The following is a 13,953-nucleotide window of genomic DNA, read 5'->3' on the forward strand; positions in this document are numbered from 1 at the left end:
TGATGGATAGACACATCATAGGTAATCTCTTTTGGTATATATAGGTGGGACTAGTTAAATTGATTTACTAAGGTACCAATGCCACTAATCGATATAGATACGGTATCTCCTGATTTTAACCAACCATATTTGCTTTCATTTTTACCAAGTACAACACCACTAGGTGTACCGGTAAAGATAATGTCACCTTCCTGTAGTGTAATATACTGGGATACAAATTCGATAATCGCGTCCGGTTTAAACATCATTTGTTGTAATTTGGCTTGTTGACGTATTTCACCATTTACTGTTGTAGTAATAGTGGCATTGTCAAAATCAAAATCATCTGGAGAGACAATAGTAGGACCGATAGGGGCAAAGTTATCTAGTGATTTGCCGAGAATCCATTGGGAGCCTCTAAACTGCAAGCTACGAGCTGAAACATCATTTCCAATGGTATAGCCTAATATATGCTCTCTGGCCTGTTCACGAGATATATTTTTACCAGCCTTACCAATAACGATAACCAGTTCTCCTTCGTAATCATAATGAAGGTTTTCATCTTGAATGGGAACTATATCTTGATGTGACGCCAATGCATTAGATGTTTTCATAAAGATTTCTGGAAAATCATGTGTAGCAAGACTAGTTTCCTCTATATGGTCTGCATAGTTTAAACCGATACAGATAATGTTTTTGGGATTAGTAATTAGGGTACGGTTAGTAGATTCTTTCATGAGAGATACCTCCTTAAGAGATGAGATACATATATGGTAACTTAATTATAATATAAATCAGTATGTAAAGAATATTTTTGACGAAATAATTATATAGAGGCATTTTTGTCACATCCTGTTTATTATACTTAAACAAAGTAATAAAAGGAGGAGTTCCTATGTATATGCATAGAAATGTGACAGATAAATTTATAGGTACCCTAGCATCTTGTGACATTATAAGTACGGGTAGTTGGTATGGTGATTTACCAGATGGCGTACCAAAGGAAGTGAAATTAAATCGTAAAGATTACTATATTGAAGAGATACAACATATTTCTATTAAGGAAGCCATTAGTGTTACCTATGGCATTAAATGGGAGCATATCTCGAAACCTGTAGAGGGTAAAATAGAATCCTTAACTACTAAGGAGTACTCAATTGACGAATCTAAAAAACAATATCTATTAGAGCTTATGGGGCGTAGATTTTCCGATGATATTGACCTATATGATGAGGATGAGTGTGCTGTCCAAGTACAGCTCATCAACACTGAGGATCAGGAATTTATATATGAATTTCCTTTTGATAATACCCTGAGGGCCATGTCTATACTATTCAGACAAATCCTAGGTATGCCTACATTACTTTTATTTGATGGAAATCGAAAAAAAGATAGAATTCAAGAGATTCATATTGAAGTGCAAAAAAATATGTACCAAGAATATGGTGACGTAAATACATTGAATTTTAATTGGAATGAGCCGTCTATTGCCATTGATTGTAATAGTAAGCAATTTGGTCACTCTAGCCATAGTCATAGCGAGTATGTAGATAATCAAATGATTCATCAATTGAAGCAAGATATTGACTTTCACATTGGCGAAACGCTATATAGTCTAGATTCCTTTAGTCTTAGTGAAAGTCATGACCTTGATAGAGACCCTGCTCGTGGTGGTATAGTAACAGTACGTATTAAATGGGCGCATAAAGGAGATACATTGTTTATAGGGAATGTAACTGATCAGTATGTGCCCACTTGGTATAAAAATCTAATTAATTTTATACATGCTCATACAAGAGACAACTCTTTACAAGAGTTTTTACCATTAAATCATACATCTGATAGAAGGATTTATACGTATTGTTCAGTATATATTTTTAAGATAAACCAGGAATTTTATTATCGTACTGATAGAAATGATATATATGAAGGAGATATTGTAAAAGTTCCGTTTGGATCCGATAATGCGGTTCGTACTGGTCGTGTAGAATCTATTTCATATCATACGCGTTACGACGTACCTTATGATTTGAAACGAACTAAATTTATTATAGATAAAGACATAGAGATTATTTATGATACTAATCGTTATAGATATGATGATCCATATGATTTATAAGGCATCAAAATAAGTGGTATTCTATATTTTGTACTTAAGTATACTTAACTTATTACATGTCTAATTTCTGTTCTCTATAGAATATGTTGAAATAACTTGCTCATAGTGTTAAGATTATAAGTATATTAATAAGCATGGAGGTTATTGTTATGAGTAAGAATATCGATTGGGATAATCTCGGTTTTGGTTATGTAGAAACCGACTACCGTTATTTAACTACATATAAAGATGGTAAATGGGACGAAGGCGGATTAATTACTGATGCTAACGTTGTTCTTAATGAATGTGCTGGTGTATTCCAATATGCTCAAACTGTCTTTGAAGGTTTGAAAGCATACTACACTAAAGATGGTCACATCGTATGCTTCCGTCCAGATTTGAATGCAGTTCGTTTGAATCAATCTTGTGAACGCCTTGTAATGCCTACATTACCTGAAGGTCGTTTCCTTGAAGCTGTAAAAGAAGTTGTAAAAGCAAACAAAGACTTTGTTCCTCCTTATGGTCATGGTGCAAGCCTTTATATTCGTCCATACATGATGGGTACAAACTCCGTTATCGGTGTAAAACCTGCAGATGAATATCAATTCCGTGTATTTACTACACCAGTAGGACCTTATTTCAAAGGTGGTGCTAAACCAATCAAAATTCGCATTACTGATTTTGACCGTGCAGCTCCTCATGGTACTGGCCATATTAAAGCTGGTCTAAACTATGCTATGAGCTTGTACGCTATTACTGATGCACATGAAAAAGGTTATGCAGAAAACATGTACCTTGATGCGGCTACTCGTACACATGTAGAAGAAACTGGTGGTGCAAACTTTATCTTCATCACTAAAGATGGTAAATTAGTTACACCTAAATCCGATAGTATTTTGCCATCCATTACACGTCGTTCTTTGATGTATGTAGCAGAACACTACCTTGGTATGACTGTAGAAAATCGCCCTGTTCATAAAGATGAATTAAAAGACTTTGCTGAAATTGGTCTTTGTGGTACAGCAGCTGTTATTTCTCCAGTAGGTCAAATCGATACTCCAGAAGGTACTATTAATGTACCAGCTGGTATGGATGATATGGGGCCTATCACTAAAAAATTATATGACACATTACTTGGCATTCAACATGGTGAAATTGAAGCTCCTGAAGGCTGGGTAGTTAAAATTTGCTAATCTTTTAATAGATTAATGTAGTAGATTATATAATTTAACACGTAAATAGAAATGGCATCTATCGTTGGATAGATGCCATTTTGTATTATTTTGTTATGTTAAATTCGCACTTAGGCTATTGTACAATTAGTTATAGACTATTAGTAAAACTAGTTATTAGTTAGATTTTGCACGACTTGTAACTTTAGCCATGAATTTTTCGTTATTAATAACAAATCGTTCATGAGTTCCTCGACCAATGATACCAACGCCGTCAGATGCTTCAATATCAAAGGTTATTTTACGTCCTTCTACAGCACTAACTGTAGCTTTAGCAGTTACTGTTGCACCAAGTGGAGTAGGGGCCTCGTGAGTAATGGATAGAGTGATACCTACAGTGCCTTCGCCATCTTCTAAATATGGTTGTACTGCTGCTTGTGCTGCTTCTTCCATTAATGCACACATAGCTGGTGTGGCAAAGACTTCTAAAGAACCGGATTTCATTGTTTTAGCAATATTAGATTCTGTAACTGTTACAGTCGCCGTAGCTGTTTGACCTGCTGATACCATAATATACCTTCTTTCATTAAGAATATTCTCGTTATAATAGTATTATACATCTTTCGATAATTTTTATGCTAATGCTATTATACATATTTTATAGATACTACCAGTTAAAAGTAATTATTTTTAACTGGTAGTAATTAGATAAATAGAATGTTTAAGTTCTTACATATAACAGTTCTATAGAATCCGTGATATAATAGAACTAGTTTTTTATAAAACGAGGTATATATGAGTACAAAAAAATTAAAGCCTTCTGGTGAAGGTTGGGTACAGTTAATAGCAGGCATTGGTTTTGTCATTCTATTAATTGCCATCAATATAGTAGATCCTACATTCTATCCTACCATGTGGCATTTAGCGACGAGTGGATCTATGGATGAGATAGCAGAGTATATTCAAGGCTTTGGTCCTATGGCTATGGTCGTTAGTATGCTTCTCGATATTTTTGTTAATGCTGTTGGTTTCTTACCATCCATATTTATCTCTACCGCAAACGGTTTAGTGTTTGGTATGTGGCCAGGCATCATTATTTCTTGGCTTGCAGAAACAATTGGCGTAGTCATTAGCTTTTACATTATGCGTTACTTCTTGCGTGATACGGCGGATAAGCTTATTGCTAAAAGTACAGTATTGATGAAAGTAGATGATTTTTCCGGTAAAAATGGTTTTGTGGTCATGTTATTTGCACGATCCTTACCATACTTTCCATCTGGTGTTATCACAGCACTTGGTGCCATTAGTAAAATCAAACCGAGAGACTATATATTAGCGAATTTAATCGGGAAATTTCCATCTACAGCTCTTGAAGTAGCTATCGGTACAGATATCGTAAATTTCCAAGAGAATATGGGGCGATTAGGAATCATCGTAGTTGTTGCAGGTATTGTATACTTCATTCTTTGGAAAGTATATAAGAACTACATCAATAAGAAAAATGCTGAACAAGAGCACGATCCTAATGCTTAACAATCTCTAATTAATTAAATGTTATTCAATTTAGTATATATGAAAGAGGCGATAGTATGAGTTTTTCTCTTCCTGAACGGGTGACCTTAAAAGGTCCTAATTTTATTCGTGAAGTATTTGAACGTGGTGTAGGGGTAGAAGGTTTTATTAGCTTTGGTATTGGCAATCCTGCACCAGAAGCCATTCCTGTTGAGGTTATTGAAAAGGCTTTTGATGAAGTGGTTCACTCTAATCCCATGAGTCTTTTACAATATGGACCAATGCAAGGGGATGCACGTTTAGCAGAATTGACATTAGAGCGTCTTGTAAAAACACATAAGATGAATCCAGAAGGACAAGGTCTTATAATCTCCAATGGTGCTGGTCAGCTATTAGGCCTTGTACCAATTACCGTATTGGAACCTGGCGATGAAGTATACATGGATGAATTTACTTTTACTAGTGCTATCAATTCTGTACGCAATATGGGTGGTAAAGCATTAGGTATTAAGACTGATGAGTATGGCATGATTCCTAGTGAATTAGAAAAAGCTGCTCAATCTGGTAAAGGTAAATATATTTATCTCATTCCTAACTTCCAAAATCCAACAGGTATTACGATGCCGTTGGAACGCCGTAAAGAAATTTACGCTATTGCCTCTAAATATGATTTGTTTATCTATGAAGATGATCCATACGGTGAGATTCGCTTTGCTGGTGAGTATATTCCAACATTTAAATCCTTTGATACAGAAAATCGTGTTCTCTATGCAGGTTCATATTCCAAGACATTATCTGCAGGTTTGCGCGTAGGTTTCCTATTTGGCCCAGCGAAGGTAGTAGAAACTATTCAAGCATTAAAAAATAATACAGCAGGGCAAATGCCACTAGTTACACAAAAGGTTGTAGCTAACGTATTGGATTCAATCGATTACGATGAGCATTTAGATAATGTGCGCAAAGTATATAAAATGAAATGCGATGCTTTACTTAACGCTTTTGACAAGTATGCGAGTTCTAAAGTTCATTTAACTAAGCCTACAGGAGGTATGTTTGCATGGATGACTATGCCAGCTGAAGTTAACTGTGATGACTTCTTCGAAGCATGTATGGACAGAAATGTAGGGATTATTAAGTGTGGCGCCTTTGCGGCTGATGGAGCAGGGGAAGGACATGCATTCCGTTTGAGCTATACTGTACCAACAGTAGAAGAAATTACAAAGGGCATGGAAATTCTTGGAGCTTTAACTAAAGAATTCTGTGGTGAGTAATATATTGATAAAGTTTGATATGACATGATACAATGTAACAGTAGATACATTGTATCTACCATATAGAAAAAAAGTTTTACATATAGATGTGAGGTAGTTCCTCAAAGAAAGTAGGTGTTTACTATGGGTTGCGGTAGCAGCAGTGATTGTGGCGGATGCCCATCTCAATCTTCTGGTTGCGGTGGCGGCGCTCCTCAACAACCTCAAGATTTTACAGCTCCATTACACGAGCTTAGTTCTGTTAAACATGTAATCGGCGTAGTATCTGGTAAAGGTGGCGTAGGTAAATCCTCCGTTACAAGCTTGATGGCCATTACTATGGCGCGTAAAGGTTACAAAGTAGGTATCCTCGATGCGGATATTACCGGTCCTTCCATTCCTAAAATATTCGGCATCAAGGAAAAAGCATATGCTGACGAAATTGGTATGTATCCGGTAAAATCCAAAGGTGGTATTGACGTTATGTCTGTTAATCTCCTTTTGGAAAACGATACAGATCCTGTTTTATGGCGTGGTCCTATTTTAGGCAATGTTGTAAAACAATTCTATAGTGATGTTATTTGGAAAGACATCGATTATTTATTCGTTGATATGCCACCAGGAACAGGTGACGTAGCGATTACAGTTTACCAATCCTTGAAATTGGATGGTATCATCATTGTTACATCTCCTCAAGACTTGGTATCCATGATTGTTGAAAAAGCAGTTAAAATGGCTGATTTAATGCAAGTGCCTATTATTGGTGTAGTGGAAAACTACTCTTACTTCCATTGCCCAGATAACGGTAAGGATTACCAAATCTTTGGTGAAAGCCACATTGAAGAAATCCTTCAAAAATACGGTCTATTATTGTTGAATCGTTTGCCAATTGATCCAACTATTGCAAATCTTTGCGATAAAGGTGACATTGAAGCTATTGAGAAAACAAATTTAGAGAACGTATCTCTACCTGAATAGGATTTATATGATAATGAAAGCTGTGCATACCTCGGGATGCACAGCTTTTTTTCACATCTTTTTATCTTGAAATATATTATATTTATGATAAGAGGATATAAATATATTTTAGTTTTTCCTATGTAGGAGGTATGTGTATGAAAAAACTGTTAAACTGGATTATTCCAGCGGTCTTTGGTATAGGCCTATGGTTTATTCCGACACCAGAGGGGTTAACACCTCAATCTTGGCATTTATTCGCCATCTTTGTGGCTACAATCGTAGGCTTTATTACTCAGCCATTACCGATTGGTGGCGTATCCATCGTTGTGATTACTGTGGCAGCTTTGACTGGTACTTTGAAAATCGGTGAAGCTATCTCGGGTTTTGCTAACTCTGCTATTTGGCTAATCGTAGGTGCGTTCTTATTCTCTCGTGGCTTTATTAAAACTGGTTTGGGGAAACGTATTGCATATAATTTGATTGCTGCTTTTGGTAGTAGCTCCTTACGTTTAGCTTATGCATTAGCTTTATCTGATCTAATTTTGGCTCCAGCAACTCCATCCAACACAGCTCGTGTAGGTGGTGTTATTATGCCGATTACTACTAGCTTGGCAAAAGCGTTCGGTTCTGAACCTCAAGATGGCCCTCGTAAAATTGGTTCCTTCTTGATGCAATCTATTTATCAAGTTAATACAATTACATCTGCTATGTTCCAAACATCCATGGCTGGTAACACATTGGTTGCAGCATTGGCGCTTCAATCTTTTGGTATTGGTATCACATGGGGTGATTGGGCTATGGCTGCCATCGTGCCAGGTATTATTGCATTGATCATTATGCCGTACTTTATTTACAAAGTATATCCACCTGAAATTACAGATGCCCGCGAAGCACAACAAATGATTAAAGAAGAGTTAAAAGGCCTTGGTAAAATGTCTTTCCAAGAATGGGTTATGCTAGGCGTATTTGTTTTGGCTTTAGTTTTATGGGCTACTTCTCAATTTACTAAAATTGATGCTACAACTGTTGCATTCTTAGGTATTTCTATTTTGCTTGCTACAAGTGTTCTTGTATGGGACGATGTTAAAAGTGAAAAAGGTGCTTGGGATACATTAGTTTGGATGGGTACATTAATGGGCTTTGCCGGTTTCTTGTCCAAATTGGGCTTCATCAAATGGGCAACAGTACTTGTAGGCGGTTATATTCCAGAAGGATCTTGGATTATTGCCTTCGTTATAGCTGTACTTATTAATACATATTCCCACTATGTATTCGCATCTTTAACTGCACATATTTCTGCAATGTTCGTAGCATTCTCTGCAATTGCTATCTCTGCAGGTGCACCACCAATGTTGACATTGTTGATGATTGCATTCACATCTAACTTGTGTATGTCTTTGACTCACTATGCTGCAGGTCCATCTCCTGTAATCTTCAATACTGGTTATGTTCCTCAAAATACATGGTGGAAACTAGGTTTCTTCGCATCCGTAATCAACTTAATTATCTTTATGGGCCTTGGTTCCGTATGGATGAAAGCAATCGGTATGTGGTAAGACCAGATATCCAGAATTTTATATACTTGTAATACATTAAAAACTATATATGTCATAGTTTGATTATAGTGTGGTTACAAAATATACGAAAAGCCGTCCCCTTTGGGGCGGCTTTTTTGTGATAAAATAAGAGCAGTTAATATATTATTAATGTATATGTTGTAAAATTATACGCAAATGAACTATTCATTGTTTATATACGAATAGCATCATTATTTTACATAGGAGGAATCTATGAAATTTGATAATGAACAGTTATTGAAATATATTGGTGCTTGTACATCTCCGTACCATACGGTAGATACAAGTTTGCAAATGTTATTGGACTCAGGATTTACAGAACTTAATTTGGATGATGAGTGGCAATTAGACTCTGGTTCTTATGTTGTTAATGTATTTGGTACTACATTATTTGCCTTTCATATAGGTAAAAAACCAGAAGATACATTACGTATTGCCTCGGCGCATACGGATTTTCCTGCGATCCGTGTTAAACCCAATCCTATTACCTCTGTAAAAGGGTACACTAAACTGAATGTAGAAATGTATGGTGGTCTCATTGAAAATACATGGCTTGATCGTCCTCTAGGAGCAGTTGGTACTGTTGTATTAAAAGGTGATAATGCCTTTGATGTTGATTCCGTATTGGTTGATACAAAACGTCCTATTGCGATCGTTCCAAATTTAGCTATACATATGAATCGTTCCGTTAATGATGGGGTTAAATTAAATCGCCAAAAGGAAATGCTTCCTATATTAATGATGGAGCGTAAGGATGAGGAACAATCTACAAAATCTTTACATGATAGTAATAATCCAAGTTTATTCCCAGAGTCTGATACTCAATATGATGAGTGGACTACGTTCTTAGCTGATGAAGTCAATTGTGATCCATCTGAAATTTTGTCCTATGAAATGACATTATATCCAACAGAACAAGGTTGTGTCTTGGGCACAGAAGGAGATTTTATTAGTGCACCGCGTTTAGACAATTTAACATCTTGTTTTGGTGTACTTTCCGGGATTATTCAAGCTCGTAAACATAATGCTAATGGTGTACGCTGTGCGATTCTCTTTGATAATGAAGAGGTAGGGAGTCGTACAAAACAAGGTGGGGCAGGTATGCTTTTACCAAACCTTATTAAACGTGTATATGATGCATTGGGATATTCCAATCAAGAGATGGAAAGTTTCATTTCAAAAGGATTTATGGTTTCCTCTGATGTAGCCCATGGTTTACATCCAAATTATCCTGAGAAAAATGATATCACTAATATTCCTACACTTAATAAAGGGGTAGCCTTAAAAATTGCATGTAGCCAATCTTATGCAGGTGATGCCAGAGCCATTGCCATTGTTAAAGGTTTGTGTGATGAAGCTGAGGCAAACTACCAAATTTATGTAAATCGTTCTGATATACCAGGGGGCTCTACAGTTGGCTCTATTTCATCTGCTATGTTGCCGATGAGAACTATGGATGTAGGGTTACCATTATTGGCAATGCATTCTGCACGTGAGTTGATGGGGGCCAATGACCAAGAACAACTCAACCGATTAATGAATCATTTCTTAGGTGATTAATTATATAGTATATAGAACTAGTTCGATGTACATCGATAAAAGACATATGAGTTTTACTCATGAACAGCGAATAATGTATTTTATGATTTCGTAATTAATATAATCCTTTAAATATGTGGAAAATATTGTATAATAGTTATATGTAATTATGAATATTGTACTCATCATAAATTTTGATGAGTTTTCCAAATATATTGTTTTGACTATAAGTATAGGAAATATTCATATATTAATAAAAATGAAAGCTGATAGTTCACATTAGTGGAAGCTAGTAGGAGGCAATACATGAGAAAAATTAAATCCGTATTGGTTGCCAACCGTGGTGAAATTGCGATCCGCGTGTTCCGTGCATGTAATGAAATGGGTATTAAAACTGTAGCCATTTATTCCAAAGAGGATACATTATCCTTGCATCGCAACCAAGCTGACGAAGCCTATCTCGTAGGGGAAGGTAAAAAACCAGTTGAGGCATATCTTGATATTGAAGATATTATCCGTATTGCAAAAGAACATGATATTGATGCTATTCATCCAGGCTATGGCTTCTTATCTGAAAACGAAGAGTTCGCTCGTCGTTGCGGTGAAGAAGGTATCATCTTTATCGGACCTCATGTAGAACATTTAAATATGTTCGGTGATAAGGTTAATGCTCGTGCACAAGCTAAATTGGCAGATATCCCAATGATCCCTGGTTCAGATGGGGCTTTGCGTGATTTTGAACAATTAGAAGAATTTGCAAATACTCATGGTTTCCCATTGATGATTAAAGCCGTAAATGGCGGTGGCGGCCGTGGTATGCGTGAGGTTCATCGCAAAGAAGATCTTCGTGATGCATATGATCGCGCTAAATCTGAAGCAAAAGCTGCTTTTGGCGATGATGATGTATATGTAGAAAAACTTATCGTTGAACCTAAACATATTGAAGTACAAATCCTTGGTGATGAACATGGTAATGTAGTTCATTTACATGAACGTGATTGCTCTGTACAACGTCGTCACCAAAAAGTTGTTGAAATGGCGCCAGCTTTTGCATTGCCATTAGAAACTCGTAAAGCCGTATGTGATGCAGCCGTTAAAATCATGAAAAATGTAGGCTACGTTAATGCTGGTACTGTAGAGTTCTTGGTAACTGCTGATGGTTCCTTCTATTTCATCGAAGTTAACCCTCGTATCCAAGTAGAACATACTGTAACAGAAATGATTACAGATATTGATATTGTTCATTCTCAAATCCGTATTGCTGAAGGTTATGACTTACATAGCCCAGAAGTAGGCATTCCTGCACAAGATGAAGTTCCTTGTAAAGGTACTGCAATTCAATGTCGTATCACTACAGAAAATCCTAAAAATAACTTCATGCCTGATACAGGTAAAATCTTGGCATATCGTAGCTCCGGTGGCTTTGGTATCCGCTTAGACTCTGGTAATGCTTTCACAGGTGCCGTAGTAACACCTTACTATGATTCCTTACTTGTAAAAGCAACTGCATTTGGTCCTAACAATGAAGAAACTATTCGTAAAATGCTTCGTTGCTTGAAAGAATTCCGTATTCGTGGCGTTAAAACAAATATTCACTTCTTGATTAACGTTCTTGAACATCCTGAATTCCAAAGCGGTAACTACACTGTTAACTTCATCGAAGATCATCCAGAATTATTCGAATTGAAACCTGACCGTGACCGCGGTACTAAATTATTGCGTTACATTGCAGACGTAACAATCAATGGTTACTCTGGTGCAGGCCCTCAAGAAGTACCTGATTTTGAACCAATTCAAATGCCATCTAATTTAGATGTATCTCCTGCAGCTGGTACAAAACAAAAATTTGATGAATTAGGTCCAGAAGGCTTCAGTAAATGGTTATCTGACCAAAAACAAGTATTCTTTACAGATACTACATGGCGTGATGCTCATCAATCCTTGTTTGCTACACGTTTACGTACAATTGATATGGCACGCGTAGCTGGTCATGCTGCGAAAGGTGTTCCTAACTTATTCTCATTAGAGTGCTGGGGCGGTGCTACATTTGACGTATCCTATCGCTTCTTACATGAAGATCCATGGGAACGCTTACGCATGTTCCGTCGTGAAGTACCAAATACATTGCTTCAAATGTTGATTCGTGGCGCTAATGCTGTAGGTTACACATCTTATCCAGATAATGTAGTTCGTCAATTTATCCAACGTGCTGCTGCTAATGGTATTGATGTATTCCGTGTATTCGATAGCTTAAATAGCCTTGATAATATGCATGTAGCTATTGATGAAGTTCGTGCACAAAACAAAATTGCTGAAGTAGCATTGTGCTATACAGGGGATATTCTTGATAGCAACCGTCCTAAATACAATTTAGACTACTATGTAAATATGGCTAAAGAGCTTGAAAAAGCGGGTGCTAATATTATTGCTATCAAAGATATGGCTGGTTTATTGAAACCTCAAGCTGCTTATAATCTTGTATCTGCATTAAAAGATGCTGTAACAGTGCCAATTCATTTACATACTCATGAAGGTTCTGGCAATGCTATCTACTCTTATGGTCGTGCTGTAGATGCTGGTGTAGACGTTATTGACTTGGCATACTCTGCATTTGCTAATGGCACATCTCAACCTAGCATGAACTCTATGTACTATGCTTTGAGTGGCCATGACCGTCAACCTGATATGAATATTGACTACATGGAAGAAATGTCTCATTACTTTGGCAGCATTCGTCCTTACTACAAAGGTGTGGATAAAGCAGAAGCATATCCTAACACTGAAGTATATCAACATGAAATGCCAGGTGGCCAATACTCCAACTTGCAACAACAAGCTAAGATGGTAGGCCTTGGTGATCGTTGGAATGATATCAAAAAAGTATATCATCAAGTAAATATGATGTTTGGCGATATCATTAAAGTAACACCATCCTCTAAAGTTGTAGGTGACATGACATTGTACATGGTACAAAACAACTTGACTGAAAAAGATATTTACGAAAAAGGCGATGTATTAGACTTCCCTCAATCTGTAGTAGAATTCTTTGAAGGTCGTCTTGGCACTCCATACCAAGGTTTCCCTGAAGAGTTACAAAAAATCATCTTAAAAGGAGCTAAACCTATTACAGTTCGTCCTGGTGCAGTATTACCTCCAACAGACTTCGAACATGTTCGTCATGAATTAAGTGAAATGGGTGCTAATACAACTGATGAAGATATTAGTGCATACTGCTTATATCCTAAGGTGTACCAAGATTACAATAAATTTGTAAAAGATTTTGGTGATGTATCTGTACTTGATACTCCAACATTCTTCTTCGGTATGAAACGGGGCGAAGAAATCCAAGTAACTATCGAAAAAGGTAAAACATTGATCATTAAGATGAATGGTGTATCTGATCCTGATGAAGATGGTAACCGTATCGTATTGTTCGAGTTCAACGGTCAACCTCGTGGCATTAAAGTTCATGATAAACATGCTAAGACTACTGGTGTTGTTCGTCGTAAAGCAGACGAATCCAACCCTGGCGAAATCGGTGCTACATTGTCTGGTTCTGTTGTTAAGATCCTCGTTAAGAATGGTCAATCTGTAGTTAAAGGTGAACCATTAATCGTTACAGAAGCGATGAAGATGGAAACAACAATTACAGCTCCTATCGATGGTATCGTAGAAGAAATTCTAGTTCGTGAAGGTAGCCGTATCGAATCTGGCGACTGCTTGCTTCGCGTCCAAGATGCTCCTAAACGATAGTTATAATTGTAGGTAAAATTAAAAATATTATTTCTAAAGTATTTCATAACATAAAATACTGTAGAATAATGGAAGAATCCCTAGGAAATCCTAGGGATTCTTTGTATTTTAAG

The 13,953-nt window shown here is 36.7% G+C and carries 10 protein-coding genes; 8 read left to right on the forward strand and 2 right to left on the reverse strand.

The genetic code is table 11. From position 1 onward, the window contains the following. Positions 1-50: 50 nt before the first annotated feature. Positions 51-716 carry a fumarylacetoacetate hydrolase family protein gene (locus VRHSUH10_RS00715; protein WP_105089066.1) on the reverse strand — a complete coding sequence of 222 codons (666 nt, stop codon included), beginning with the start codon at positions 714-716 and terminating at the stop codon, positions 51-53. Positions 717-874: 158 nt separating this feature from the next. On the opposite strand from VRHSUH10_RS00715, the gene VRHSUH10_RS00720 reads away from it, so the two are divergent. Next, positions 875-2,098 carry a hypothetical protein gene (locus VRHSUH10_RS00720; protein ID WP_105089067.1) on the forward strand — a complete coding sequence of 408 codons (1,224 nt, stop codon included), beginning with the start codon at positions 875-877 and terminating at the stop codon, positions 2,096-2,098. Between the two features lie 149 nt (positions 2,099-2,247). After that, complete coding sequence (locus tag VRHSUH10_RS00725) at positions 2,248-3,270, forward strand: branched-chain amino acid aminotransferase (protein WP_105089068.1); 1,023 nt, start codon at positions 2,248-2,250, stop codon at positions 3,268-3,270. A 156-nt stretch (positions 3,271-3,426) separates the two neighbouring features. Here VRHSUH10_RS00725 and VRHSUH10_RS00730 read toward each other — a convergent pair whose 3' ends face one another. Further along, positions 3,427-3,819: a thioesterase family protein gene (locus VRHSUH10_RS00730; RefSeq protein ID WP_105089069.1), complete on the reverse strand. Its 393-nt coding sequence runs from the start codon at positions 3,817-3,819 to the stop codon at positions 3,427-3,429. Between the two features lie 225 nt (positions 3,820-4,044). Here VRHSUH10_RS00730 and VRHSUH10_RS00735 point away from each other — a divergent pair, with 225 nt between their 5' ends. From VRHSUH10_RS00735 to VRHSUH10_RS00760, 6 genes are all read left to right on the forward strand, one after another. After that, on the forward strand, positions 4,045-4,782 hold the full coding sequence (locus VRHSUH10_RS00735) for a TVP38/TMEM64 family protein (RefSeq protein ID WP_005386912.1): 738 nt from the start codon (positions 4,045-4,047) through the stop codon (positions 4,780-4,782). A 56-nt stretch (positions 4,783-4,838) separates the two neighbouring features. Continuing rightward, positions 4,839-6,032 (forward strand): PLP-dependent aminotransferase family protein, encoded by a 1,194-nt coding sequence (locus VRHSUH10_RS00740; protein ID WP_105089070.1) that lies wholly within the window; start codon positions 4,839-4,841, stop codon positions 6,030-6,032. A 123-nt stretch (positions 6,033-6,155) separates the two neighbouring features. Continuing rightward, positions 6,156-6,989, forward strand: a complete 834-nt coding sequence (locus tag VRHSUH10_RS00745) for an Mrp/NBP35 family ATP-binding protein (RefSeq protein ID WP_060924709.1) — start codon at positions 6,156-6,158, stop codon at positions 6,987-6,989. A 137-nt stretch (positions 6,990-7,126) separates the two neighbouring features. Further along, complete coding sequence (locus VRHSUH10_RS00750) at positions 7,127-8,527, forward strand: anion permease (protein WP_105089071.1); 1,401 nt, start codon at positions 7,127-7,129, stop codon at positions 8,525-8,527. A gap of 234 nt (positions 8,528-8,761) precedes the next feature. Continuing rightward, complete coding sequence (locus tag VRHSUH10_RS00755; RefSeq protein WP_105089072.1) at positions 8,762-10,108, forward strand: M18 family aminopeptidase; 1,347 nt, start codon at positions 8,762-8,764, stop codon at positions 10,106-10,108. A 285-nt stretch (positions 10,109-10,393) separates the two neighbouring features. Next, positions 10,394-13,840, forward strand: coding sequence for a pyruvate carboxylase (locus VRHSUH10_RS00760; protein ID WP_105089073.1), 3,447 nt, complete (start codon positions 10,394-10,396; stop codon positions 13,838-13,840). Positions 13,841-13,953: the final 113 nt, after the last annotated feature.

Source organism: Veillonella sp. T11011-6, assembly GCF_002959755.1.
Classification (GTDB): Bacteria; Bacillota; Negativicutes; order Veillonellales; family Veillonellaceae; genus Veillonella.

What these genes read in the sequence shown, in the direction of transcription:
- VRHSUH10_RS00750 (WP_105089071.1), top strand. Translation starts at nt 7,127, where the DNA reads ATGAAAAAACTGTTAAACTGGATTATTCCAGCGGTCTTTGGTATAGGC.
- VRHSUH10_RS00720 (WP_105089067.1), top strand. Translation starts at nt 875, where the DNA reads ATGTATATGCATAGAAATGTGACAGATAAATTTATAGGTACCCTAGCA.
- VRHSUH10_RS00760 (WP_105089073.1), top strand. Translation starts at nt 10,394, where the DNA reads ATGAGAAAAATTAAATCCGTATTGGTTGCCAACCGTGGTGAAATTGCG.
- VRHSUH10_RS00745 (WP_060924709.1), top strand. Translation starts at nt 6,156, where the DNA reads ATGGGTTGCGGTAGCAGCAGTGATTGTGGCGGATGCCCATCTCAATCT.
- VRHSUH10_RS00730 (WP_105089069.1), bottom strand. Translation starts at nt 3,819, where the DNA reads ATGGTATCAGCAGGTCAAACAGCTACGGCGACTGTAACAGTTACAGAA.
- VRHSUH10_RS00740 (WP_105089070.1), top strand. Translation starts at nt 4,839, where the DNA reads ATGAGTTTTTCTCTTCCTGAACGGGTGACCTTAAAAGGTCCTAATTTT.
- VRHSUH10_RS00735 (WP_005386912.1), top strand. Translation starts at nt 4,045, where the DNA reads ATGAGTACAAAAAAATTAAAGCCTTCTGGTGAAGGTTGGGTACAGTTA.
- VRHSUH10_RS00715 (WP_105089066.1), bottom strand. Translation starts at nt 716, where the DNA reads ATGAAAGAATCTACTAACCGTACCCTAATTACTAATCCCAAAAACATT.
- VRHSUH10_RS00755 (WP_105089072.1), top strand. Translation starts at nt 8,762, where the DNA reads ATGAAATTTGATAATGAACAGTTATTGAAATATATTGGTGCTTGTACA.
- VRHSUH10_RS00725 (WP_105089068.1), top strand. Translation starts at nt 2,248, where the DNA reads ATGAGTAAGAATATCGATTGGGATAATCTCGGTTTTGGTTATGTAGAA.